The sequence below is a fragment of the Nocardia sp. NPDC003999 genome (assembly GCF_053604885.1).
In genome coordinates this window covers 238,593-262,479 of the sequence record NZ_JBSGIB010000007.1, presented here as the reverse complement: position 1 = coordinate 262,479, position 23,887 = coordinate 238,593, and the positions used below count along the sequence as shown (strand labels likewise).

Genomic DNA, 23,887 nt, shown 5'->3' with positions numbered 1-23,887 from the left:
GGTCGACTCGCTTCGCTCTTGTCGCGGGTCCGAAGGGTGCGCTGATCGGATCCGGTGACGAACCGGTAAAACCGCTGTGCGGCTCAGCTGGACCGGTAGCGTTGTTCCGGCACTCGGCTTTGTGTCTGCGTCCGGCTTTCGCCGGGACGACGGTATGGCGATCGCTGGAGGAGTGGTGGCCCGGGTATTCATCAGCCACGCCGGCACAGACCGGGCGTGGGCCGACGAGATCCACGGTTGGCTGGTCGCGGAGCGGCACGAGGTGTTCCTGGACCAGCATCCGGTCGACGGCCTTGCCGCAGGGGAGGAATGGGAGCAGCGGCTCTACGAGCGTTTGCGATGGGCCGACGCGGTGGTCTGCGTCATCACCCCGACCTACCTTCGATCTACCTGGTGCGCAATCGAAATCGGCATCGCGAAAACCCTCGGCAGCAGATTGCTGCCAGTGCGTGCGGCGGCGGGCGCGACACATCCGCTGCTGAAATCGATCCAGCAGCCCGACGCCGTGGCCGATGCCGACGCGGCGCGGGCTGGACTGGCGCGATCGTTGCGCGCGCTGGACGCGGGCGGAGGATCGGGCTGGCCGGACGACCAGTCGCCGTACCCCGGCTTGGCGTCGTTCGAGACCGCCCAGCACCGGGTCTTCTTCGGGCGCGCACGGGAGGCGAGCGCGATCGCTGAGCGATTGCGCGCCCCCGCCTTCCGATCCACCCCCTCGGTCTTGCTGGTCATCGGACCATCAGGATGCGGCAAATCCTCCCTGGTGCGCGCCGGTGTCATCCCGTTGATCGCGGAGGAAAACTACTGGCTGCCAATGGAACCGATGACGCCCGGCGTGGACCCTGTGGGTGCGCTTGCCCGGACGCTGGCGATCGCCAGACGACGGACCGGACTCGACTGGCAACTGTCATCGGTGCGCGACCGCCTGGCGAAAGACGGCTTGCGAGAAGTCTCGGATGAGATATTGATCGCGGACGAGTCGAGCCGCCGGCGCAAACTGCTGTTGGTGGTCGACCAATTCGAGGAATTATTCCGACGCGCCGAGCCCGCGCAGCGCGCGGAGTTCACCGAACTGCTCGCCCCGGCGATCGGCGGGCCCGTGCAAGTGCTGGCCACCTTGCGGACGGAATTCCTCGACCAAATGATCGTCGATCCTGCGATGAGCTCATTGTCGACCGAAACGTATCCATTGCGCCCACTGCGGAAAGGCGGACTCCGCGAGGTCATCGAACGACCTGCGCGGGTGGCCGGTTTCCGTATCGACGACGGCCTCGTCACCGAGCTGCTCGCCGACACCGACAGCGGTGAGGCGCTGCCCTTGCTGGCATTCGCACTGGAGCGACTGGCCGACGGTGTGCACCGCGGTGGGACGCTCTCATTACAACGCTACGACGAAACCGGCGGTGTACGAGGCGCGCTGGTACGTCAGGCCGAAGTGGCGCTGGCGGAAGCCCGCGCGGCCACCACCCTCACCGACAACCAGATCATCGACGTGATGCTGCGCCTGGTGACCGTCGACGAACGGGGCGTGCCCACCCGCGCCCGGATACCGCGCGACGAGCTGACCGAAACCGACGCCACGGTCGTCGACGCGTTCGTCACGCAACGACTGCTCACCATCGATGAAGAAGACAGACGAATCGTCGTCTCGGCGGCACACGAAGCGTTTCTGCAACACTGGCCGCTACTGCGAGACGCGATCGAGAAGGAGGGCAAGGCGCTGCGCGCCCGCCGCGCGATCGAGGAAGCCGCCGCTGACTGGAAGCAGGACCGCGCGGCGACCAGGCTCTGGGAGCGTGGACGACTGGAGTCGGCGATGGACGACACCGGCGCACGCATGCGCGTCCAACGGAGGCCGAATCTGCGCACGTGGCCACCGCGCCTACGTCGACTGGCGACCAACCGTGTCGACCTCAGCTCCAGCGCGAAGGAATTTCTCGAGCGTAGCTATCGCAGAGATCGCTTCCGGCGTGGGCGCGCGACGGCCGTGCTGTCCACTCTGCTCGTCGCGGCGCTGGTCGCCGCGACAATCGCGGTGATCCAGCAGCGCAAGGCTGTCGACCAGCAACGCACAACTGTCGCGCGCGCGCTGCTCACGGATGCGCGAGACGTGTTCGACGGCGAACCGCGCACCACGATCCGACTCGCGCTGGCGGCCGACGCCATCCACCCGAGTGTCGAAACCCGCAACTGGCTGGTGAAGCGGCTCGCCAGCACCTACTACGGGGGAACGCTCGACGGCAACGGACGAGACGTGAGCCATACCGTGTTCTCCCCGGACGGTCACATGCTCGCGGTACAGACCTATGACGGCGTCATCGCGCTGTGGGATCTCACAGATCCGCGCGGACCGCGCCGGTACGGCGATCCGTTGACCGGCCCGAGTACCCTCGCGGAGCCTGTGTTTTCACCGGACGGACGCCGACTACTGACCGGTGCGGGGATCGATATCGATGCCAGGAACGCCAGACTCGGTATGGTCTCGCACGATCACACCTTCGACGGAAACGGCCTGGAAGGCGTGCTGGAGTGGGATGTCAGCGATCCGAGCCATCGGCTGGTCGGCAAACGCCTGCTGCCGGACATCGATGAGAAGACACAAATGGTGCTGGACTCCGGTGGGGCCTTCGCAGTCACTTTCGGCTGGACCCAGCCGACGCGGCTGTGGGACTTCACTGGTCCGCCGCGAGCGGTAACGCTGGCACCCCCGGAGCAACACGCCGACGCGGTCGCGATTTCGCCCGATCGGCGGACACTCGCCACCGGTGTTCCCGGAGGTGTCGTGCTGTGGGACGTTTCGGATCTCGGCACACCACACCAGATCGGGAGAATCGAAGTCCAATTGCCCGGACGATCGCCACTCGGCCCCGACGCACTTGCCTTCTCACCACGCGGGGGAATCTTGGCGGTTTATCTGGACTTCGCCGGGCTCACCCGCTGGGACGTGGGCGATCCCACCCGCCCGCAACAGCTGGGTGCGGCTATGCGAGCGACCCGCCATTTCGCATTCGCACCGGCGACGGGTCGACTCGCCGTAGCGTATGGCAACGCGGCATACCTTTACGATCTCGACGATCCAGCAAACCCGCGACAGTGGCGCGGGGCGTGGGTCGGCCAGCCGAGCGATGTCAGCGCCGTAGGGGTCGCCAGCACCGGCCGAGTCGCCACCGGTGCTCGGGATGGTCGCGTCACGCTGTGGGACAGCGAATTTCGCGTTCAGCCCAAGCCTGCCGGTCCGTCGTTGTACGGAAGTTTCGATAGGAAGAGGCCACCCTGCTGTGTCACCACGGTCGGTGACTTGATGGCGATCGGCGGCGCCAACGGCAACGTCGACCTCTGGGATATCTCGAACTCGCGAGTCCCGCTCCGACTCGCCACCTGGAATGCCGAGCACGTCGATTTCTCGAGGAACGATCACCGACTGTCGGCGGTCGCCTTGTCCGCTGACGGCAAGACGGTGGCCACAGGCGGGCCGGACCGGACGGTATCGCTGTGGGACATCAGCGATCGCGCCCATCCTCGTCGTCTCGGACCACCTCTGACCGGGCTCGGCGGAATCGTGCGGGCGATCGTGTTCACACCTGACGGCAATCGCCTCGCCGCGGGCTCCGACAAGAACTCACTGGTGTGGGACATCAGCAAGCGGGAAACGCCGCGCCGGATCGGACGCGGCTTGCGCGACCGTCAGATAACAGGACTGACATTTACCGATGGCCGCCTACTCGCCCTCGGCTGGAACGGCGGGAATGCCGCGTTATGGGACCTCACGAATCCCGATGAACCGTCGTTGGCCGGCATGGCACCCACCAGAGTGATGGTCGGTAGGCTCGCATACTCGCCCGCCGCACGAGTCCTGGTCACGAGCAGCACGGACAAGACCATACAGCTCTGGGACATGAAGGATCTCGCACATCCGCGTCGGCTCGGCGACCCGCTGCGGGACACCATGGGCGGCGATGTCGACGTGATCTTCGATCAGACCGGCCGCCTGCTCGCGGAACTGGGGTTGGATGGAAGGATCCTTCTGTGGGATATCACTGATCCAGCACGTCCAGTACAAGTCGGCGACCCGATCGACGCCAGGGCCGATGCGGTGGCCGGTGCTCAATTGAGCACCGACGGTGACACACTGGTCGCGGTGTACAGCGACGGCCCAGCGGTCATCTGGGACTTGAGCGCGCTGAACGAATTACGTCGACGGACCGTCGAAATCGCCTGCGCGACAGTGGGTACGGGACTCGATCCCGCTGGCTGGCAGCAATACATCCCGACGATCGAATACCGCCGGACCTGCCCGTGACGTTCACGGCTTGCGCGTCAGCCGTACCGCTCGGCCCCCGCTTTCGTCGGTGATGAGGATCTCGCCGTGCGGATCGACGGCGATCCCGCTGATCGCGCCGAGTTCGCCGTACGGCAACCGAATCGGCGTCGTCGATCCGGCCGGAATCCGCCACAATCTCCCGTCTCGCGTGGACGCACCCGTCGTACTGGCCGGGTCCGGAATCCAGGCGTTGTCGGCCAGCAGCAGCGCTCCGTCGTGATCGAAGGCGAGCGCGGCGACCGCTTCGCCGGCAGGCAGCGGAGTTTCGGTGGGCGTCACCGAACCCGGCGGGATACGCAGCAGTCGATTGACCGGGGCGGTGCTCGTCACCACCAACTCGCCGGCGTCGGAAACCGTGATCGGCGCACCGAGGTGATCGACCGTCAACAGCACAACCTGCGTACTGGAGCCTGCCGGGAACTTCAGGATTCGGGCGTTGTCCGGGTCGGTGATGTACACATTCCCCGTACGGTCGACCGCGACGCCGGCTCCGTTCGCACGTTCGGAACTATTCAGGTCGGCCGCGCCGAACCCCACTAGCGGCAACAGCGCGACATTTTTCGTGTCGGCCGCCACCTTAAGCACCTGACCGTGCTGATAGTCGCAGACATAGAGCTGAGCGTCCTGTCCGATGGCGAAACCCGAGGGCCAGTGCAGATCCGGCAGACCGATGCGCTCCGGAGTGTATCGCCCGGAGGGCAGCCGCTGGATGCCCTCGTTCTCGGACACGTAGACGTCTCCGCTCGCGGAGACCGCGATGCCACTCGGCCCCGAAACCGGCATCGGCAGCTCGGTTTGCGCCGCCCAGCCCCACATGTCCCGGTTCGAACGTTGAGCCGGCCACCACACCCAAACCGCCACGCCCGCCGCCACCACCACGACAACCCCCGCCGCGATCCACCCTCCCCTCGACCGCAGCCTCATATTCAGCATTTGGCCGGTACCGTGTCGCCCGCCAGGCGGAACTCGAACCGGATCGCGCCCGGGCTCTGCGCGGGCAGGACGATGGCCGCGCCGTGCCCGGGCCTCCAGGTCCGGGGGACCAGGACGTAGTGGTCACCGATGCGGCTCAGTGGCGCCAGCCCGTCGTAGCGGAACCGGTAGGCGGATCCGGTGTCGGGGTCGGGGTCGCAGGGCGTCGTTCGGACATCCGGCCCGGAAAGGTGCAAATCCTTTTCGCTGTAGATGATGACTTGGGAACTGGTGGGCAGTTGCGCGGCCCATTCCCGAGCTCGGGTCTGACCGACCGCGACCGAGTAATCGGTGGCGATCCAGAACAAATTGATGCCGACCATGAGAAACAGGATCACCCACTCCGCGACCGCTGCCGCCTGCGACGGTGGCGGCGCTGTCGCAGGCAGGCTTTCACGCAGACGCTTACGACGCAGCACGACCAGCAGCCAGAACACCAGCACCCCAGCGATGATCGACACCGGTGCCACGCACAAACCCTTGTTGATCGGGGTCACTACGTATATCCGGGACAGCCCGTTGACGAGGACCGCCCCGGCGATCAGCACGATCGCGGCGGTGGCCCACCGCCCCGGTCGACGGGTGCGGATCGAATCCGGAAGCGCGACGTATCCCCACAGCACCGCCATACCGATGAGACCGACGAGTGTCAGCGGCACGAACAGTGCGTCGACGGTGCGCATCAGGTACTCACGGATGCTCGGATTCAGCGTCGTCGAGTCGACACCGAAGTAGTTGAAGTACCAGTAGACATGCGCCCATCCGAAGTAGAACAGGACGGCGGTGAGCAACGTAGTCGGCGCGACCAGTTGCCCGATGGATCGTGCGACGTGACCGAACCCGTCGAACGCCGAACCCGTTGCGGGTGTCGACGCCTGCTCATCTGGTGGTGGTGACACGTGGCTTGCTCGTCGCCGTCTCGGTGGGCGTTTGGGTTCGGGTGGTCGAGTCGGCTCCGGTAGGGGAGACGGTTCTCGTGGGGGAGGTGGTGTCGGATGTCTTCGGTTCGAAGCCTTCTGTGCCGCAGGGAAGTTTCTGCGGGGACAGTGTTCCCGTGAGCAGCGTCAGTGTCGAGCCGGACATCAGAATCAACGACCCGTTCACCGACTCTCCGCTCGGGGTCGAATCCTGCTTCGCGCCGGAGAATCCGGAGTACTGGCAAATGCTGCGGTAGGTGTCGGCCTTGTCCTGTGCAACGGCAACGCTCGCGCAGCCGCCGCACGCCGCGGCTATGCGCTGCACTGCCAACTCTTTGACCGCGACGATTGGTGCGCCCTGGAGTTCGGTGAACGCCGGAATCCGGAAGGGCGCCCCGGCCGCCTTACCGGCATCGGTTTTGCCTGGTCGCCCCGGCGCTTCATCACCCGGCGGGGCATCGGTTCCGGACAACAGTTGGGTCGTCGTCGCAGTGCCCGCTTGCGGGTCGGGTATCGACGTGGCGCATGCCGATAACGCGAGCGCCGCCCCACCCACGACCATCATTCGCCGAGCGAACATTCTTTCCCTCCCCGCATTCCGGAACACGATTACGTCGGTGCTCAGTCAACGCGCACGTGACCGACCGTGTCGCACCACTGATCATCTCTCAAAAGATCAGACCGCAGAGTGGATTTCCCTACACTGCCCAGGTGACGAAGCACCATTTCTGTCACTCATGACGCTGTGTGCGGCATGCGAATGCGCCGAATCTCGGCGGCTGGGCATTTCCCCGACGAGGTGCAGCGACTTCGATTGTCGTTTCGCGGTCACCACTCCGGATCGGCGTGGTAGATCTCGCGGTATTCCTTGGCGAAGACGCGGCGGCCGAGCAGACGCCACGCGAGCCGGGCGGGAAGTGGCATCTCGGCGAGAATTTTCCGGCGGTCGTCGTCGGAGACGCCCTGCAGAATGAAGCCGAGGAAGACCAGCTGGCGGTCCTTCGGCATGTGCTCGCGTCCGCGTTCGCCGAGAGCCTGCCATTCGAGCGCGGTCATGACGTTCTCGACCACGGGCAGGATGTGCCGCTCCTCCTCGGCCATGTGCTCGTCGAGGGTATCGGACAGCGCCCGCAGCGTGGCCGCGAGCCGGTCCCGAACCGACGGGTCGGCGGCGGTGGCGAACTCGGTCCCGTCGCGGTGGGCGCGCTCGGTGAGTTCGGCGATCCGCTCGTGCTGTTCCTCCATGCGCAGCACCAGAGCGGCGTCCGCGGAGGCGCGCTCGAGCAGGATCGGCCACATGAGCTCGTCCTCGCCGGTGTGATGGTGGTGCAGGCCGTCGCCGAGTTCGCCGAGGAAGGTGATCAGGCGCCGGGCGCGCTCGACGTCTCCGGGCGCCACCGCAGCGACGAGGCCGGGCAGAGCGCTGAAGTGTCTGCGGAAGGCGTTGTGCAGGACGACCATGTCGTAGGTGTCGGGGCGGCTGGGCGCGGTGCGGGCGGTGTTCATGCGGTGCTCCTGTCGCGGCGGTGAACCGCGACGACTGTGCGGCCCGCCGCTTGCAGCCCACTTGTAAGGCACTGCATGGGGGTCGGTCTTAGACTTGGCGCGTCATGGTTCGGATCCGGGTGCTCGGCGCGCTGACCGCGGCGGACGAGCGGGGCGAACTCGATCTCGGCGGTCCGCGGCAACGTGGCGTGCTGGCGCGGCTGCTGGTAGCACGGGGCGAGGTCGTGCCGGTCGATCGCCTCATCGATGACCTGTGGCGGGGTGAACCGCCGCCGCGGGCACTCGGCGCACTGCAAGCCTACGTCTCCAACCTGCGGCGGTTGCTGGAGCCGCAGCGGGCACCGCGCACACCCGCCACCGTTCTGATCAGCCGGACCCCCGGCTACGCGGTCCGATTCGCCACCGAGGACGTGGACGCGTGGCACTTCGGCGCGGAACTCGACGCCGCTGGGCAGCAGGGCGATCCGCGCGAGCGACGGCGCACGCTGGAACGCGCGCTCGCCCGCTGGCAGGGCCCCGCCTACGCCGCCTACGCGGCGGAGCCGTGGGCGACCGCGGAAGCGGCGCGGCTGGAGGAATTACGGCTGGGCGCCCGCGAGCAACTCGCGGCCGCCCTGCTCGAGCTCGACGAGCCGGCGCTCGCCGCTGCCGAGGCCGAGGTCTTGAGTAAGGAGCACCCGCTGCGGGAAGAGGCGTGGCGACTGACAGCGCTGGCTCGATATCGGGCGGGCCGCCAAGCCGACGCGCTGAGCGCCCTGCGCCAGGCCCGCAACGTTCTCGCGGACGAACTCGGCATAGATCCGGGTCCGGCTTTGACCCGGCTGGAGGCGGACATCCTCGCGCAACGAATCCCGCTGCGCGAGCGGGCGATTCCACTCCCGCAGACACCGTCCACATCCGCAGCGGCCGCGAGCGCCCCGCAGGCCGAGCCGAATCCGGGATTGTTCGGCCGAACCGGAGAACTCGCCGCGCTGCGCGACGCGGCCGCCGGTGCCGACCCTCGGTCGGCGACTGTGGCGGGTGAAGCCGGCAGTGGGAAATCGACTCTGCTGCAGCACTTCGGCGCGGCCTTGCGCGCGAACGGGCACCGGGTGGTGATCGGACGCTGCCCGGAGGACGACGCCGCTCCGTCGGCTTGGCCATGGGTCGAGATCCTGCGCGCCCTGGCCCGCGAGCACGATCCCGGCGGCTTCGCGCCTGCCCTGGCGCCGCTGCTCACCGATGGCGCCGGTGCACAGGACGCCGACCGCGACCATGGCCGTTTCCTGCTACATCGGGCGGTGTGCGGCTACCTGAGCGCCGTCGCCGCCGTCGCCCCGTTGGCGATCCTGCTCGATGACGTACATCGGGGCGACACCGAGACAGCGGCGCTGCTCACCGCGGTGGCGACGCAGGTACCCGGGCTCGTCGTGATCGGCTACCGCCCCGACGAGGTGCCGCCTGCGTTGGCAGACGCGCTCGCGGCCCTTGCCACCACCGTACGCGCCCGGGTTCGCCTGCGCGGCCTCGGCGTCGAGGACAGCGGTCGCCTGATCACCGCCCTGACCGGCAGCACACCGGCGGCCGCTGTGGTCCGGACGTTGCACGAGCGCACCGGCGGGAATCCGTTCTATCTCATCGAGGTCGCACGTCTGCTGCAGAGCGAGGGCGAGCTGGTCGCCGCGTCGGACGTTCCGGAGGGTGTGCGGGACGTACTGCGCCGCAGGCTTTCCCGGCTTCCCGAGACCGGGGTGGCGCTGCTGCGTCTGGCCGCGGTGATCGGCCGGGAGTTCGATGTCGCGGTGCTGGTGCGCGCGGCCGAGGTGCCCGAGGACGACGTGCTCGACGCGGTGGAAGCGGGGGTGCTCTCCGGGCTCCTGGACGAACCGGCCAGCGGCCGAGCGCGTTTCACGCACGTTTTGGTTCGGGATACGCTGCTCGGCGACCTCTCCCGGTTCCGCCGTGACCGATGGCATCGGCGGGTCGCCGCCGCGATCGAGGAGATCGATCCTGGCGATCTCGCGGCTTTGGCCCATCACTACGGCGAGTCGGTGAACCCGGAGACGGCACGACGAGCCGCCGACTACGCCGTGGCGGCAGCCGAACGGGCCGAGCGGCGCTACGCCCACGACGTCGCCGCGGCCGGGTATGAACGCGCGGCCGCCGCGCTCGAGCGTCACACCGGCGCCGACATCGTCGAGGAACGGGTCGCGATGCTGTGCCGGGCGGGTCGCAGTCATCTCGCCGGTGGCGCCGGGCTCGCCGCTCGAACCGCTCGGCACCGGGCCGCGGCGCTGGCGGAGGAGGCCGGCCGAGTCGATCTGCTGGTACGGGCGTTCACCGCGTGGGACACACCCACCCCGTGGATGAATCGACAGTACGGCGTGGTCGAGCACCGGGTCGTCGGTTGGATAGAGGACGCACTGCGTTCCCCCGGCCTCGCTCCCGCCGACCGGTGCCGACTGCTGGTGACGCTTGTCGACGAGATCGGCGGCGAGGCCGGCGAACGCGCGGCGGTGGCCGCCGCCGAGGCCGAAACTCTGGCCCGCGAGCTCGGCGACGACGCCCTGCTCGCTCCCGCGCTGCAAGCGCAGGCCTCGCTGTACGACTCGCCGGAGCGCGGCCCGCTCGGAGCCGAGTTGATCGAGGTCGGGCGACGCACCGACCGGAGCGATTACCTGCTCCTCGGACACACGGTCGCGGTTCAGGCCGCCGCGTCCGCGGCTGACATCGCCGCCGTCCGCGAGCATCTCCAGGCGGCCACCGCGCTGGCAGACCGCTATCAGTGGCGGCAGGCGCAGGTGGCGAACGCGATGGCGTGCGGGCTGGTGGCGCTCATGACCGGTGATCCCGACACGGCCGAGCAGCACTATCTGCGAGCCAACGAACTGCTGACCCGCGCGGGCATTTTCAATGCGGGCGGAATCCTGGCCATGGCGCTGTTCGTAGTGCGGCTGCACCAGGGCCGCGCCGGTGAACTGGCCGAGATGGCCGGTGCATTCGCCGAGAGCGCCGTCCCCGCGACCGTCGACGCCATGGTGGATTTCCTGGTGCTGGCCCTGCTCTCGGCCGGCGATCGGGCGGAAGCGGCGCGGATCCGGCGCCGGGCCCGGCCGATCCGCGACGACGTGTTCCGATCGCTGTTCCTCACACTGCGCGGCATGGCGGTCGCGACACTGGGCACGCCCACCGAGGCCGCCGCGCTCTACCGCGATCTGCTTCCCTACCGTGACCGGCTCGGTGGCGCCGACACCGGTTCCTACGCGGTCGGTCCGGTCGACACCGTTCTCGGTGACCTGGCGGCCCGGCGCGGCGATGCCGAACTCGCCGCCGCGCACTACCGGGCCGCGCTCCACGTCGCCCAACGCTGCGGCAACCCCACTTGGATCGCGGCCGCGGCCGAACGCCTCGAGCGCTGACGCTTCACTGGTCGCTCACAAGTCGGACCCGGACCATCGTTCCCGACGATCCGGACCGACCGAGGAGTACCCCGATGCCGAATACCCGCCGCTTTCGCGCGGCCACCGATCTGTACCTCAAGACCGTGACCACCGCGCACCGCAAGCTGCTCGACATCAGCGGCGGCCGTGCCGGCACTCGATTCAAGAAGATGCCCACCCTGGCTCTCACCACGACCGGACGGCGAACAGGGTTGCCGCGCATCGTGATCCTCACCGTTCCCGTCGTGGCGGGCGACAGTTATCTGATCGTCGCTTCGCGGGGCGGAGACGACATCTCCCCGGATTGGTTCCACAACCTGTGTGCCGATCCCGCGGTCGAGGTGTCGTTCCAGCACGGCGCGAAGCAACCGATGACTGCCCGCGTGCTCCCCCCGCAGGAACGCGACCGGCGGTGGCCAGAGGTCGTCGCAGCGTACCCGGGGTACCAGACCTACCAGAAGCGGACCACCCGCCAGATACCCTTGGTCCTTCTCAGCCCACGCCGGTGAGTGGCGTCGCCGCGGGGAGACCGGCCTCGCGGTACTGGAAATGGGTTGGCCGACATGACTCTCGAGCTGATAGCGTCCGGGAGCCCGTGACATCGCATGAGGAGGTGAGACCCATCAACGCTGTATCCAGTGGGTGCTCCACATCTTCTTCACGGTTGGGCGATTGACATAGGTGTCGCCGGGAGCGCCGCGAACGTGGCAATCCCGAAAGGCAATAACCTATGCGTTCTGTGAATTTCACTGCGGAGACATCGTTGAACGGTGTCATCGAACGCGACTTCACTGTGGGTGAGGTACCCGGCGTGCTCTTCTCGCCCCCATCCGGCTCCGGCCCCGCACCCTTGGTGCTCATGGCGCACAGCGGCGGCCAGCATAAGAGGGCGCCGGGCATCGTGGGCCGGGCGCACCACTTCGTGACCGGCTACGGTTTCCACGCCGCCGCCATCGACGCACCCGGACACGGCGACCGGCCGCGAACGACGGAGGACGAGCAGCGGATCGCAGTCCTCCGGCGTGCTCAGGCTGCGGGCGAGCCGATCGGCCCTATCATCGTCGAATTGCACACCTACCTGGCCGAGCGCGCCGTGCCGGAATGGCAGGTGACGCTGGACGCCCTGCAGGTACTGCCGCAGATCGGCGCCGACGGGCGGGTCGGGTTCTGGGGCATCATGCAGGGCACCGGGATCGGGGTGCCGTTGACGGCCGTCGAACCCAGAATCACCGCGGCGGTCTTCGGCTGCCTGGGCCATGAATCCCTGATCGAGGCGGCGGCTCGGATCACCGTCCCGATCGAGTTCCTGCTCCAGTGGGACGATGAGCTGCTCGACCGTCGATCCGGTCTTGCCTTGTTCGATGCCTTCGCCTCGAAGGAGAAGACGTTGCACGCCAACGCGGGCGGGCATTTCGAGGTACCGAGGTTCGAGGTCGACAGCGCCGCACGGTTCTTCGCGCGGCATCTCGGCCACGTCGACATGTCACCGGCCTGACGGGACAGGTATCGGCGGCCGGCGCGAGCCGACCGCCGATACCTCAGCCGTAGACCGCTCGCGGCCGGTTGCGGACCTCGCTCGAGCGTCACGGTAGATGCGCGAGATCGCCAGCGGCGTAGTGACAAGATCGCGCTGTCTGGTCGCCTGAAGGAAGCCGGGTGCTCATGACATGATCTCGATCATGCCGATCTCCACCAGTTCGTTCGACCATGTCCGCTTGACAGTGACCGACATCGACAGATCCCGGGCCTTCTATGACGCTGTCTTCGGATGGCCGATCGCTTGGGAGTGTCCCGCGGACGCGGATGAGGCCACCCGTGCACGATATGGGTTCCTCTTCGGCGGTGTGATCTACCAGATGGGTGATGCACTGCTCGGACTTCGCCCGGTCGCCAGTGACGAGTTCGACGAAGATCGAGTAGGACTCGACCACCTCGCCTTCGCCCTCGCCACTCGGTCGGATCTCGATTCGGCGGCTGCCTTGCTCGATGAACTCGGCATCGCGCACGCGGGAGTGAAAGACCTGGGCCCCATGTACATTCTGGAATTCCGCGATCCGGACAACATCGCGCTGGAATTGGTTGTGCGCAAACAGTGATCGCTTGCCCGCCGACATGCCGGTCGGCGGCAATGGGATTCCCGCCAAGATCACGATCGGTGACCTATGGGACCTGGTCATCGGCGCCTGCTGACCGTCCTGTGCTTCCGAGGCGAGGAACGGCGGCGCGCGTGTTGAGCGACTCGGCAGCTACCGCGAGGCTGGGGGCAGGAGCCGGCCGCTGAGAACGGGACGTTCGTTGAGGTCATCCAGAGGCACCCCGACGCCGAGGTTCTCTGCAAGCCTGTAGAACATTCCGCGGGACCCCAAGGAACCGTATTCGTGTTCTTCGGGTCGGGCGCCGAGGGCCTGCATCTCGGTGTCGAAGCGGTGCATGTCGCTGCCTGTCCGGTCGGCTGGGACGAGGCTGGTCATGGTGTCGAGTCCGGTGATGAGGCGGCCGTTCTCGGCGTACCGGAACACCACTCCCGGTTTCTCGCTGGCGTTCAGCACCAATGCCGCGGTTCCGACTGAGGCGCGCAACACCAGTCCTCGGTCTTCGATGCATTTCCAACTACCGTGCTCCCACACCCAGGCCCAGCTTCCGTAATGCCCTGCGCTGACCACATATCCGTCGGATGCGTAGAGATGGCCGCCCAGCTCGTAGTGGAAGTCATCCTGCTCGCGCACTGCCACGGTGTTCTGGTCGACGCCCATCCGCTCCAATAGCTCCCGGGCGTTGATCTGACGCGCGAAGGTGATGCTGAGCAGCGGCAGATCCCGGCCGTACATCCACCCAAGGCCACCGGTCATGGCGTTCACGACGCCCCCGGTTCGTTGATCCCGATCGAGGTCGGGAAACGCAGTCCATGATCATCAACCCAGGCGTCGTCATCAGCTGAAGCAGTCATAGCGGCTGACGCTGCCATGAGCCACCGACATCCATGGCCGGGTCCGGATTCTTGGTCTATCTCGCACGTTGGATCCGCAGTCCCTCCAGCGGCGGGAGCGGATGTTCAGGTGGTGTGGGTCTGCTCGATGAGGGTCGCGGTGGCGCGGTCGAGGAATTCGCAGAACTGTTTGTGCTCGTCGGGGGTGAATCGATCGGTGAGGGCGCGTTCGAGCACGATGACTTCCTGATAGGCGCGGTCGAGCAGGTCGCGGCCGGTCGGGGTGAGGGTGGCGATCATGACTTTGGCGTGGACGGGCGACGGTTGCCGGTCGATGAGCTCTTTGTTCTGCATGCCGGTCAAGACAGTAGCCATGCTCTGCTGCGTGACCCCACACGCGCGGGCCAGTTGGGCACCGGACATGGCGTCGTCGCGGGACAAGATCAGCAGCACCGTGTATTGGGTCATCGTCAGTCCGTAACCGCGTAGCACCGCCTCATGGTGGGCCATGAGCGCCTGCTCGGCTCGGCGAATGCGCGTGCACACGTATTCCTCGACGGGCACGTCGACCATGTCACAACTCCCTAAGTTGACTCAGCATCCTGATACTGCTTAAGTGCTCAGTATCAGGATACTGAGTCAACACAGAAAGTTGTATGTGATGAAGGCTGTTGTGCTGGACACCGATGACACCTTCCGGATCTCGGAGATCGACGAGCCCGTGGCCGGGCCGGGCGAGGTCGCGATCCGCGTCGCCTATGCGGGGGTGCAGTACGGTGACGTGCTGGTGCGTGGCGGGCACTTTCCGGTGCCGCGCCCGTTCGTGCCGGGCTTCGAAGCCGCAGGCCAGATCATCGCGGTGGGCGAGGGCGTGGACGAAGGCCGGATCGGTGAGCAGGTCGTCGCGCTGGTCGGCGGGGGCGGTTACGCCGAGGTCGCGACCGCGCCTTCGGTGCTGGCGATCGATGCCTCGCGCGTCGACGCACGCACCGCGGCAGGGTTCGGATGGGTGACTCCGACCGCCTACGACCTGATCGATTCCGTCGGCGGGGTCCGGGCCGGGGACCGTGTGCTGATCCACGCCGCAGCCGGTGGTGTCGGATCACTGGCCGGGCAGTTCGCCGCTGCCGCCGGCGCGGAACGGATAGTCGGCGTGGTCGGCAACTCCGGTCAGCTCGATTACGCGCGTCAGTTCGGTTACCACGAGGTGCTGACGCGAGAACAGTTCCCCGATGGCATCGGTGCGGAAACCTTCGACGTGATCCTCGACCCGATCGGAGGACCGACGCGGGTCGCGAGCCTGGCCCGGCTGGCTGCCCATGGCCGGATCGTGGTCTACGGCAACATCGCCACCTTCGAACCGGTCACCGTCTCGGCCAACGACCTGCTGATGCACGGCCAGTCGCTGATGACCTACAACAGCAATCTGGGCGGCCAGACCCACCCGCAGCGACTCGCCGACAGCGCCACTCGCGCGATGGCGCTGGTCGCCGACGGGTCGGTGCGCATCGATATCACCGCCGAATACGCGCTTGCCGACGTCGAGACCGCGATCGCGAACCTGGCCGGCGGAGTGACTCGCGGCAAGAGCGTCGTCCGCATCGGATGAATCACCGTCGGCGATCCGGCCGGGACACCTGCTCGAGTGTCGTGCGCTGGATCAGCCGCCTTTTCTCGTTCGGGTCACGTGTGGCCGCCACCGCGGAGCCAGTCGGTCCACGGGATGCTCCAATCGCCGTTGTGCCAGATATCGAGGGGTTCGCCGCCGGTGTTGCGGACCTCGACCACGTCGCCGGGGATGACGAAGTCGTAGAACCATGTGGCGTCGGCGGGGGAGAGGTTCAGGCAGCCGTGTGAGACGTTGGTGTTTCCTTGCGCCCACATGCTCGCGGCCAATTCGTGCACGAAGATTCCGTCGTGGCTGATGCGGACCGCGTGGTTGATGCTCGTGCGGTAGCCGAGCGCGGAGTTGGTGGGCAGGCCGTAGGTGGCGGAGTCCATGATCACCGGGTCGTTTCGGTCCAGCACGGTGTAGATGCCGGGGCGAGTCCAGAACGACATGACTCTGCCGCCGACGACCGCGGTGCCGCCCATGCCCATCGATGTGGGCATGGTGCGCACGAGGTTTCCGTTGTCGAAGACCTCGATCTGTTTGGTGTCGTCGTCGGCGACCGCGACGTGCGCAGGTCCGATGGTCACTGAAACTTGTTGGTCACGCGAGCCGTAACGGCCGTCGCCGAGCGCGCGGCCGAAGAACTCGGCCGCGATCGTGATCCTGGTTCCCGGTGCGTGATAGTGCTCCGGCCGCCAGTGTGCGTTCTGATCGTCGAGCCAGTACCAGGCGCCGGCGACGGCAGGCTGGGTGGTGACCTTCAGGTAGCGTTCCGCGGCGGTCCGGTCCACGGGTTCGTCGAAATGGGCGACGAGCACGAAACCTACTCCGTAGGTATCGTTTTCGGCCAGCTCGACGAGATTCGACGAGCGTAGTGACACGTCGATGATCTGTTGCGGTCGCACCGTGGTGCAGGTTGTCGTCGCGGCGACGTCGCCGGTTTCGCCCTGAGCGACGGCTTTCGCGGTGTAGGTGTGTCCGTAGCCGAGTGGTTCGGCACTGGTCCAGGTTCGATGATCGGGTGCCGATACGCCCGGCAGCGATCTGCCCGTTTCATCGATCCATTCGACCGATCGCAGCGTCCCGTCGGTGACGGTGACCGTGCCGAGACTGCGCGGTTCGACATCCTGGGTGCCGGGGGTGGGGTCGAATCGGATTGTGGCAGGTGTGGGTGGCGGCGCGAGTTCTCGCGCCCACCCCCATCCGGCCAAGGCGAGACCACCCGCACCGGCGAAGCCGATCAACAGCCGACGACGTCCCAATGCCACCGTCTATCTCCCTTCTTCGGGGTGCTGGGGCCGACCTCTGTCCGCCAGCATGCGACAGCTACGCGCCGCCCGTGAGACCGACGACCAGCATCTCCACCGATCCGCCGCACAACCGATACCGTTCCTCGATTGATCGGGGTTCTCCCGAGTGTGGATCGGCAGCGATTGTCGGCAGCTCTGGTCGGCTGTGGGGCGCTGGCAGGATGGGTCGCATGCTCATCGTCATCGGCGGACTTCCGGGGGCAGGTAAGACCACGTTGGCGCGCTTGTTGGCGGCGCGGATCGGTGGCGTGCATCTGCGGGTCGACACCATCGAGCAGGCGATCGTTCGATCAGGTCTGGCCGAGCATCCCGTGGGGCCTGCCGGTTATGTAGTGGGGTACGCGCTGGCCGGGGAGCATCTTCGGCAGGGGTTGACCGTGATCGCCGAATCCGTGAACCCACTGTCGATCACTCGCGACAGCTGGCTGGGCGCTGCCCGAGATGCCGGTGTCGCCGCGGTGGAAATCGAGGTGATCTGCTCGGATCCGGCCGAGCATCGGCACCGTGTCGTTTCGCGATCGGTCGACATCCCTGACCTGCCGCTGCCGGAATGGCAGCAGGTGCTCGACCGCGAATATCAGCCGTGGGATCGGGACCACATAATCCTCGACACGGCTGGCGAGAGACCCGATCAGTCGTTGCGCCGCCTGCTCGGGCGCCTCCGTGACCTCGGGACGTCCAGCGTCCTGACCAGCGGCAGCAACGATCACGAAGTTTAGAATGACGATGTGCAGCGCGCTGCAGTGACCGATCCGTCGCGTGTCGTGGTCCTCGGGTCCGGGTTCGCGGGTCTGTGGGCGGCGCTCGCGGCGGCCCGGCGGCTCGACGAGCTCGGTGTGGCGGGCGGGACCGTCGATATCACGATGATCAGTTCCACGCCGTACCACGACATCCGCGTGCGTGACTATGAGACCGATCTGAGCACATCCCGCATCCCGCTCGGCGTTCTTCTCGATCCGGTCGGAATCGAGCACATCACCGGCGAAGTGACGGCGATCGACGCTGCGGCGCGAATCGTGGAATCCACCGCGGGCGCTCACGGCTACGACCGGCTGGTGCTCGCGTTGGGCAGCCAGGTGGTCAAGCCCGATATCCCTGGCCTGCGGGAGTTCGGGTTCGACATCGATACCCACGACGCAGCGACGAGACTGCAGGCTCACTTGCGCCGGCTCGCCGAGGGTCCCGCTGACCCGGCGGCCGCCACCGTAGTCGTCGTCGGGGCGGGTTTGACGGGGATCGAAGAGGCGACCGGGCTGCCCGCGATGCTCGCCGACGTCTTTGCCCCGCGTGCCGTCGCACCGCGGGTCATCCTGGTCGACCGCAACCCGTTCGTCGGCTCGGACATGGGTGTATCAGCCCGACCGGTCATCGAGGCGGCGTTGGCCTCCAGCGGGATCGAGACCAAGTTGGGCGTCGGGGTGATGTCCATCGATGAACGCGGCGTGACGCTTTCCTCGGGTGAAATGGTGTCCGCCGCCACTGTCGTCTGGTGTGCGGGCATGCGGGCCAGCCTGCTGACCGCGGACTTCGGCGTCGACCGTGACCGGCTGGGGCGACTGCCCGTCGACGATTATCTGCGTGTCTGCGGTGTGCCCGGGGTATTCGCCGCAGGTGACGTCGCTGCCGCGAAAATGGACGACGAGCATATGTCGGTGATGTCCTGCCAGCACAGCCGCCCGATGGGCCGATGGGCGGGATACAACGTCATCGGCGATCTTCTGGGCGAGCCCATGAAGCCGTTGCGGATCCCTTGGTATGTAACGGTTCTCGATCTGGGACCGGCAGGAGCGGTGTATACCGAGGGCTGGGACCGCCATGTGGTCGCATGCGGCGAGGCAGCCAAGGACACCAAGCGCGCCATCAACACTCGCCGTATCTACCCTCCGCTGAACCGCGACCGCGACGCGTTGCTGGCCGCCGCCGCACCCGACTTGCAGGCCGCACCCGAGTACGGACACTAAGGTTCGGTATCCCGATCGAGAGAAAGGCCAAGCCGTGATATTGGGGTCCAGCGAATAGAGCCGACCCGCAGCAGTTCGGGGACAACGGCAACAATCCCAATTCGTGGGAGTCCGCACATGCTGCATGAGTGCACCGATATTCGCTGCTGAGCCGGTCATCGGTGATTGCAGATGGACGTGTATCCGGCTGGGGTCTGGTAGCCCACGGCGGAATATCTGCGGTGGTGGTCTGACGCGACGCCGGGGGCGCTTGTTACCGTGGCTTATGACGAGCGAAGCCGTGCCACGACGCCGCGAGTTGCTACGTGACTTTTTGCGTGCCAGGCGGGCGCGGGTGCGGCCCGAGGATGTCGGGATTCCGGCGACGGGCCGGCGGCGCACGCCTGGATTGCGGCGAGAGGAGCTCGCCGTGCTGGCCGGAGTCGGGGTGTCCTGGTACACCTGGTTGGAGCAGGGGCGCGACATCACCGTCTCCGACGAGGTGCTCGATGCGATCGCCCGAGTCCTGATGCTGAGCGAACCGGAACGAATCCATCTGTACCTGCTGGCAGGACTCAATCCGCCCACCCTGGAGTGCGCGCCCGTAACAGCCGTCACGCCGGAAGTGCAGCAGTTGATCGATGCTTGGGACGGGCGGCCCGCGGTACTGCGCGATCGGTACTGGAATGTGCTGAGGTTCAACGACACCGCCCGGATGGTGTTCGGCTACGGCGACGGCGAACACAATTGCCTCCTCACGTATTTCACCAATCCTCGCTATCGCGCCATGGAGGAGCTGTGGGCGGCGAACGCACCCGCCATCGTTGCCGCGTATCGCGCAAGCGCGGGCATTTGCCCCGGCGACACCGATTTCCGCAGGGTGGTCGACAATCTCCGGTTGATGAGCCCGGAATTCACCGAACTGTGGGAGCGGCAGGAAGTCGGAGTTCCGGAGCAGGCGGTGAACGCGCTGCGTCATCCCGACGTCGGTGAATTGTTCTTCGACGCGACGACGTTGACGGTCGCGGACCATCCCGAATGGCAACTCGTGCTGTACAACCCGAGGCCGGGCACCGCGACCGGCGAGCGGCTGGAACGGCTACACCGCGGGCGCGTCGCCTCGCCCGCCTGACGGCCGCAAGGTGGTGGTGCCACACCCACCATAAATGCGCACTGTTTGCTTCGGGGCTGGGTCGGCACGCTGGAGCCATGACGCACGACAGTTCCCGATACAACGGCAAGATCGCACTCGTCACCGGCGGCACCAGCGGCATGGGGGCGGCCACCGCGCGGCGGCTCATCGCCGAAGGAGCGAAGGTGATCGTCACCGGGCGCGACAAGGCCCGGCTCGACGCAGCGGTCGACGAACTCGGGCATCGGGCAATCGGGATTGCCGGTGATGCAGCCGACCTCAGCGATCTGGACACCTTGGTGACGACTATCCGCGACCGGTTCGCCCGGTTGGACGTGGTGTTCGCGAACGCGGGCATCGGCGCGTTCCAGACCATCGAGGAGGTCACCGAAGACGAGTTCTACCGTGTCCTCGACACCAATCTCAAGGCCGCGTTCTTCACCATCCAGAAGACGCTGCCCCTCCTGCCGGACGGTGCGGCGATCGTTATCAACGCGTCCTTCGCCGCGTATCGCGGCGCGCCCGCCGCCGCCCTCTACACCGCGAGCAAAGCCGCGGTGCAGAGTCTGGCCCGGACCCTCGCCGCCGATCTGACAACCCGGCGCATCCGCGTCAACTCCGTGAGCCCTGGGTACATCGACACCCCAGCCTTCCAGGCCGAAGCATCCGCCGAGATCAAGTCCACGATCGCCACCACGGTTGCCGCCGGCCGGGTCGGCACCCCGGAGGATGTCGCGGCGGCGGTCGCTTTCCTCGCGTCGGACGAAGCGTCCTACATCAACGGACAGGACATCCTCGTCGACGGCGGACTGATCTCGGTCATCCCGGCAGCGGTGCTGTAGCCGAGCTTCGGCAGGAAAAGCTTGTCCGAAGACGGCCGTGCTGACCGCGGGCGCGTTCGAGGGCGGCGTATCACGTATGCCCTCGAAGATCGCCGCGCTGAGTCGACGACCTCAGCCGACCCTAGTTCTCATCGGGCGTGTGCTCGGAACCGGCGTCGAGGGGGTTCGCGGCCATTCTGACCGCGAGGCCCGACTGTATTGCGCGTGCGGCGGAGCTGCCGGGCTTACGGTCGGCCTGGGCCTGGAAGCAGGCAAGGAACTCGCCGGCGAGCCCGAGCCGGGGGTACCGCTGGAGTACCTCGGCACGGAAGGCGGGGCTGAAATCGTCGATGTTCTTTCCCACGATGTCCAGCGCCGCGGCCCGCGACAGCAAGTGCCCTTCGGGATCATCGGCCACGTCCACGTCAGGCCCCATATGCCCGGCGATGACTTCGCCGAGGCGTTCGCGGCGCTCGCTCGGCCAACCGGCGCCGGCGGCGAACACCCGGGCGACATGGCCGCCGGCCTCCTCGAAGGAGACGGTGTGACTGTCGAACTCCGGCACGAGGCTGATGTCGTGGAACATGGCAGCCGTGAACAGCAGTTCGGTGTCGTAGCGGATGCCCTGTTGACTGCCGTAGGCGGCCGCCCAGATGTAGACGCGGTGCGAGTGGTTCAGCAGGGCGGCGGAGTGGTAGGCGGCGGCTACCTCCAGGGCGGCCGATGAGGCGGCCGTGTCGGGGATCACGAGGTGGTCCACAACGCTCATGCTTCGACAGTACGGCGTGGCGGCCCGTGCTCTTGATCCATTCCGACGGCCCGATCGTCGGCCATCACTACTGAAGGCGGGCCATCGGCTACACCTTCAACTGGCCCGCCGATTGTGGACCTGAAGTGCGTAACGTCGAAGCCGACCAGTACTCCGACGACCGGAAGGACCTTCATGCGAGCCATCACAGTCCGGGATCGCGGGGCTGGCATCGGCGGATTGACCCTGACCGATCTGCCCCACCCGCACGCCGCTGAGAACGACGTCATCGTGCAAGTCCACGCCGCCGGCTTCACCCGCGGCGAGCTCGATTGGCCAGGGACGTGGACCGATCGCGCCGGTCGCGACCGCACCCCGAGCGTCCCCGGCCACGAACTGTCAGGTGTAGTCGTCGCGCTCGGCTACGGCACCACTGGACTCACGGTGGGCCAGCACGTCTTCGGGCCGACCGACTGGGCCCGCAACGGTTCGCTCGCGGAGTACACCGCCGTGGAAGCCCGCAACCTGGCCCCGCTCCCCGCTGACGTCGACCACGTCGCCGCGGCCGCGCTACCGATCTCCGGTCTGACGGCCTGGCAAGCCCTGTTCGACCACGCTCACCTCGAAACCGGCCAAACCGTCCTCATCCACGGAGTCGGTGGCGCCGTCGGCTCCGTCGCCGCGCAACTCGCCCAGGAGGCGGGAGCCCACATCATCGGCACCGGCCGAGCCTCCGACCGGGACGCGGCCCGAGATTTCGGCGTCTACGAGTTCGTCGACTTGGACGGAGAGCTCCTGGAGGACGTCGGCGAGGTCGACGTGGTACTCGACGTGATCGGCGGCGACATCCGCGACCGCTCTACCGCGCTACTACGCCCCGGCGGCACCCTCGTCACCATCGCCGGTCCACCCACCATCCACCCTCACGACGGCCGAGTCATCTTCTTCGTCGTCGAGCCCAACCGCGAGCAACTGGCCCAACTGGCCACCCGCCTCCGTCATGGCCGGCTCATCCCGCTCGTCAGCAGCGTCTGCTCCCTGGCCGACGCCCCCGCGGCGTTCAGCCCCGACGGGCGCACCCGCGGCAGAACGATCGTCAAGGTGACCACGGACTGACGAGACCAGCTGTTTCGGCCGTCGACCGAAGCGTCCAGCTCGGAGGCGCCTGGATTAGCTCATTAGATGCTGTCGCCGAAGTCACGCGGCAACTCGACCGATGAAATGCCGTTAAACACGGAAATGCCACGGCAGAATGTGGCGATGCGGACATTTGCTCGATTGTTGCACGCTGTCGTCGCCGGGGCGCTGGTTGTGGTAGCCGGTCAGGGTGTCGCGGCCGCCCCCGCCGCGAGCGACACCCATATTCAGTTGCCCTGGCTGACGTCTGGGCCGGATGCGGTGCAGGCGTCGGGTGCGGCGCTGGCAGACGGAATCACCGGCACGGTGCTGTGGTCGCGACAGCCGAACACCCCGGTCCCGATAGCCAGCATCACGAAGGTGATGACGGCACTGGTCGTGATCAATGCCGGCGACCTCGACCGGGCCATCACCGTGCCGCAGGAAATCATCGCCTACGACACCGAGTACGACGGAAGCACCGCAGGCCTGGTCCCCGGCGAGGTGCTCACCGCGCGACAGCTCCTGTACGCGATGATGCTGCCGTCCGGCTGCGACGCCGCCTATACCCTTGCCGAAGCCTACGGGCCCGGACAAGACGGTTTCATCGCCAAAATGAACGACACCGCGCGTCAGATGGGCCTGGCGGGAACACATTTCGCCGACCCCAGCGGGCTGCCTGTCCCCACCGACCACTCCACCTACTCCACACCGGCGGACCTGGTCGCCCTCGGCCTGCGCGCGATGAGCCTGCCGGTGTTCCGGGAGATCGTCAGTTCGCAGAGCTATCACGTGCCCGCCGGCCCGGGCAACCGCGCTCACCTCTGGCAGACCACGAACAGGATGCTGCACGACTATCCCGGCACTATCGGCATCAAAACCGGATACACCGACGCTGCGGGAACCTGCCTGCTGTTCGAGACGGTCAGGGCAGGAATACCGCTGATCGGTGTGGTCTTGCACAGCTCACCCGACAGCGGCGCTGCCGCGAAGGATGACGCCGAGCGCATGGTGAACTGGGCCTACAACCCGATCTTCAGCGCGCTGCCGATCAGTTAGCGCCGAATGCGGTGAGCCCTCTGCTGATCCGGTTCCGATGTCGGCCTCCAGCTGTGGTCATGCCGCTTCGAGGGCCGGATCCGTTCGG

20 protein-coding genes are annotated in these 23,887 nt (G+C 67.0%); 12 read left to right on the top strand and 8 right to left on the bottom strand.

The features are described 5' to 3' along the window. Positions 1 to 154: 154 nt before the first annotated feature. On the top strand, positions 155 to 4,300 hold the full coding sequence (locus ACWESM_RS17285; protein WP_452492542.1) for an nSTAND1 domain-containing NTPase: 4,146 nt from the start codon (positions 155 to 157) through the stop codon (positions 4,298 to 4,300). Positions 4,301 to 4,303: 3 nt separating this feature from the next. On the opposite strand, the gene ACWESM_RS17280 is transcribed toward ACWESM_RS17285, so the two are convergent. The 4 genes from ACWESM_RS17280 to ACWESM_RS17265 all read right to left on the bottom strand — a co-directional run bounded on the left by ACWESM_RS17280 (position 4,304) and on the right by ACWESM_RS17265 (position 7,716). Further along, on the bottom strand, positions 4,304 to 5,254 hold the full coding sequence (locus tag ACWESM_RS17280) for a hypothetical protein (RefSeq protein WP_452492541.1): 951 nt from the start codon (positions 5,252 to 5,254) through the stop codon (positions 4,304 to 4,306). Further along, positions 5,248 to 6,192: a hypothetical protein gene (locus ACWESM_RS17275; RefSeq protein ID WP_452492540.1), complete on the bottom strand. Its 945-nt coding sequence runs from the start codon at positions 6,190 to 6,192 to the stop codon at positions 5,248 to 5,250. The genes ACWESM_RS17280 and ACWESM_RS17275 overlap by 7 nt, the downstream gene beginning before the upstream one ends. After that, positions 6,173 to 6,775, bottom strand: coding sequence for a hypothetical protein (locus tag ACWESM_RS17270; protein ID WP_452492539.1), 603 nt, complete (start codon positions 6,773 to 6,775; stop codon positions 6,173 to 6,175). The genes ACWESM_RS17275 and ACWESM_RS17270 overlap by 20 nt, the downstream gene beginning before the upstream one ends. A gap of 263 nt (positions 6,776 to 7,038) precedes the next feature. Next, positions 7,039 to 7,716 (bottom strand): hemerythrin domain-containing protein, encoded by a 678-nt coding sequence (locus tag ACWESM_RS17265; protein WP_364425329.1) that lies wholly within the window; start codon positions 7,714 to 7,716, stop codon positions 7,039 to 7,041. Positions 7,717 to 7,820: 104 nt separating this feature from the next. Here ACWESM_RS17265 and ACWESM_RS17260 point away from each other — a divergent pair, with 104 nt between their 5' ends. The 4 genes from ACWESM_RS17260 to ACWESM_RS17245 all read left to right on the top strand — a co-directional run bounded on the left by ACWESM_RS17260 (position 7,821) and on the right by ACWESM_RS17245 (position 13,231). Further along, entirely contained in the window at positions 7,821 to 11,114 is a 3,294-nt protein-coding gene (locus ACWESM_RS17260) for a BTAD domain-containing putative transcriptional regulator (protein ID WP_452492537.1), read from the top strand. Between the two features lie 74 nt (positions 11,115 to 11,188). Beyond that, a complete protein-coding gene (locus tag ACWESM_RS17255; RefSeq protein WP_364425333.1) occupies positions 11,189 to 11,644 on the top strand; it encodes a nitroreductase family deazaflavin-dependent oxidoreductase in 456 nt (151 codons plus the stop codon). 230 nt (positions 11,645 to 11,874) lie between these two features. After that, the gene (locus tag ACWESM_RS17250) at positions 11,875 to 12,630 is read left to right on the top strand and encodes an alpha/beta hydrolase (protein ID WP_452492579.1); all 756 of its coding nucleotides are present in this window, start codon (positions 11,875 to 11,877) and stop codon (positions 12,628 to 12,630) included. Between the two features lie 184 nt (positions 12,631 to 12,814). After that, complete coding sequence (locus tag ACWESM_RS17245) at positions 12,815 to 13,231, top strand: VOC family protein (protein ID WP_355078161.1); 417 nt, start codon at positions 12,815 to 12,817, stop codon at positions 13,229 to 13,231. A 150-nt stretch (positions 13,232 to 13,381) separates the two neighbouring features. On the opposite strand, the gene ACWESM_RS17240 is transcribed toward ACWESM_RS17245, so the two are convergent. Both ACWESM_RS17240 and ACWESM_RS17235 read right to left on the bottom strand, forming a co-directional pair. Further along, positions 13,382 to 13,984, bottom strand: a complete 603-nt coding sequence (locus tag ACWESM_RS17240; protein WP_452492578.1) for a DUF6461 domain-containing protein — start codon at positions 13,982 to 13,984, stop codon at positions 13,382 to 13,384. A 203-nt stretch (positions 13,985 to 14,187) separates the two neighbouring features. Continuing rightward, positions 14,188 to 14,634 carry a MarR family winged helix-turn-helix transcriptional regulator gene (locus ACWESM_RS17235; protein WP_355078160.1) on the bottom strand — a complete coding sequence of 149 codons (447 nt, stop codon included), beginning with the start codon at positions 14,632 to 14,634 and terminating at the stop codon, positions 14,188 to 14,190. A gap of 88 nt (positions 14,635 to 14,722) precedes the next feature. Here ACWESM_RS17235 and ACWESM_RS17230 point away from each other — a divergent pair, with 88 nt between their 5' ends. Further along, the gene (locus ACWESM_RS17230) at positions 14,723 to 15,670 is read left to right on the top strand and encodes a quinone oxidoreductase family protein (RefSeq protein WP_452492535.1); all 948 of its coding nucleotides are present in this window, start codon (positions 14,723 to 14,725) and stop codon (positions 15,668 to 15,670) included. Positions 15,671 to 15,744: 74 nt separating this feature from the next. On the opposite strand, the gene ACWESM_RS17225 is transcribed toward ACWESM_RS17230, so the two are convergent. Further along, a complete protein-coding gene (locus tag ACWESM_RS17225) occupies positions 15,745 to 16,941 on the bottom strand; it encodes a L,D-transpeptidase (protein ID WP_364425354.1) in 1,197 nt (398 codons plus the stop codon). A gap of 212 nt (positions 16,942 to 17,153) precedes the next feature. On the opposite strand from ACWESM_RS17225, the gene ACWESM_RS17220 reads away from it, so the two are divergent. The 4 genes from ACWESM_RS17220 to ACWESM_RS17205 all read left to right on the top strand — a co-directional run bounded on the left by ACWESM_RS17220 (position 17,154) and on the right by ACWESM_RS17205 (position 20,897). After that, a complete protein-coding gene (locus ACWESM_RS17220) occupies positions 17,154 to 17,702 on the top strand; it encodes an AAA family ATPase (RefSeq protein ID WP_452492533.1) in 549 nt (182 codons plus the stop codon). 24 nt (positions 17,703 to 17,726) lie between these two features. Next, positions 17,727 to 18,944: an NAD(P)/FAD-dependent oxidoreductase gene (locus ACWESM_RS17215; protein WP_452492576.1), complete on the top strand. Its 1,218-nt coding sequence runs from the start codon at positions 17,727 to 17,729 to the stop codon at positions 18,942 to 18,944. A 265-nt stretch (positions 18,945 to 19,209) separates the two neighbouring features. After that, entirely contained in the window at positions 19,210 to 20,055 is an 846-nt protein-coding gene (locus tag ACWESM_RS17210) for a helix-turn-helix transcriptional regulator (RefSeq protein ID WP_355078156.1), read from the top strand. 77 nt (positions 20,056 to 20,132) lie between these two features. Further along, entirely contained in the window at positions 20,133 to 20,897 is a 765-nt protein-coding gene (locus ACWESM_RS17205; protein ID WP_397278342.1) for a glucose 1-dehydrogenase, read from the top strand. A 121-nt stretch (positions 20,898 to 21,018) separates the two neighbouring features. Here ACWESM_RS17205 and ACWESM_RS17200 read toward each other — a convergent pair whose 3' ends face one another. Further along, complete coding sequence (locus ACWESM_RS17200; protein WP_364425361.1) at positions 21,019 to 21,645, bottom strand: HD domain-containing protein; 627 nt, start codon at positions 21,643 to 21,645, stop codon at positions 21,019 to 21,021. A 174-nt stretch (positions 21,646 to 21,819) separates the two neighbouring features. Here ACWESM_RS17200 and ACWESM_RS17195 point away from each other — a divergent pair, with 174 nt between their 5' ends. Together ACWESM_RS17195 and ACWESM_RS17190 are read left to right on the top strand one after the other, a co-directional pair. Beyond that, on the top strand, positions 21,820 to 22,740 hold the full coding sequence (locus ACWESM_RS17195; RefSeq protein WP_452492529.1) for an NADP-dependent oxidoreductase: 921 nt from the start codon (positions 21,820 to 21,822) through the stop codon (positions 22,738 to 22,740). A 66-nt stretch (positions 22,741 to 22,806) separates the two neighbouring features. Beyond that, positions 22,807 to 23,799 carry a D-alanyl-D-alanine carboxypeptidase family protein gene (locus ACWESM_RS17190; RefSeq protein WP_364425365.1) on the top strand — a complete coding sequence of 331 codons (993 nt, stop codon included), beginning with the start codon at positions 22,807 to 22,809 and terminating at the stop codon, positions 23,797 to 23,799. Positions 23,800 to 23,887 lie beyond the last annotated feature (88 nt).

Coding starts and splice junctions, on each gene's coding strand:
- ACWESM_RS17280 (WP_452492541.1), bottom strand. CDS start 5,254: ATGCTGAATATGAGGCTGCGGTCGAGGGGAGGGTGGATCGCGGCGGGG.
- ACWESM_RS17190 (WP_364425365.1), top strand. CDS start 22,807: ATGCTGTCGCCGAAGTCACGCGGCAACTCGACCGATGAAATGCCGTTA.
- ACWESM_RS17210 (WP_355078156.1), top strand. CDS start 19,210: ATGACGAGCGAAGCCGTGCCACGACGCCGCGAGTTGCTACGTGACTTT.
- ACWESM_RS17200 (WP_364425361.1), bottom strand. CDS start 21,645: ATGAGCGTTGTGGACCACCTCGTGATCCCCGACACGGCCGCCTCATCG.
- ACWESM_RS17245 (WP_355078161.1), top strand. CDS start 12,815: ATGCCGATCTCCACCAGTTCGTTCGACCATGTCCGCTTGACAGTGACC.
- ACWESM_RS17260 (WP_452492537.1), top strand. CDS start 7,821: ATGGTTCGGATCCGGGTGCTCGGCGCGCTGACCGCGGCGGACGAGCGG.
- ACWESM_RS17220 (WP_452492533.1), top strand. CDS start 17,154: ATGCTCATCGTCATCGGCGGACTTCCGGGGGCAGGTAAGACCACGTTG.
- ACWESM_RS17230 (WP_452492535.1), top strand. CDS start 14,723: ATGAAGGCTGTTGTGCTGGACACCGATGACACCTTCCGGATCTCGGAG.
- ACWESM_RS17255 (WP_364425333.1), top strand. CDS start 11,189: ATGCCGAATACCCGCCGCTTTCGCGCGGCCACCGATCTGTACCTCAAG.
- ACWESM_RS17240 (WP_452492578.1), bottom strand. CDS start 13,984: ATGACCGGTGGCCTTGGGTGGATGTACGGCCGGGATCTGCCGCTGCTC.
- ACWESM_RS17205 (WP_397278342.1), top strand. CDS start 20,133: ATGACGCACGACAGTTCCCGATACAACGGCAAGATCGCACTCGTCACC.
- ACWESM_RS17265 (WP_364425329.1), bottom strand. CDS start 7,716: ATGAACACCGCCCGCACCGCGCCCAGCCGCCCCGACACCTACGACATG.
- ACWESM_RS17285 (WP_452492542.1), top strand. CDS start 155: ATGGCGATCGCTGGAGGAGTGGTGGCCCGGGTATTCATCAGCCACGCC.
- ACWESM_RS17195 (WP_452492529.1), top strand. CDS start 21,820: ATGCGAGCCATCACAGTCCGGGATCGCGGGGCTGGCATCGGCGGATTG.
- ACWESM_RS17270 (WP_452492539.1), bottom strand. CDS start 6,775: ATGATGGTCGTGGGTGGGGCGGCGCTCGCGTTATCGGCATGCGCCACG.
- ACWESM_RS17235 (WP_355078160.1), bottom strand. CDS start 14,634: ATGGTCGACGTGCCCGTCGAGGAATACGTGTGCACGCGCATTCGCCGA.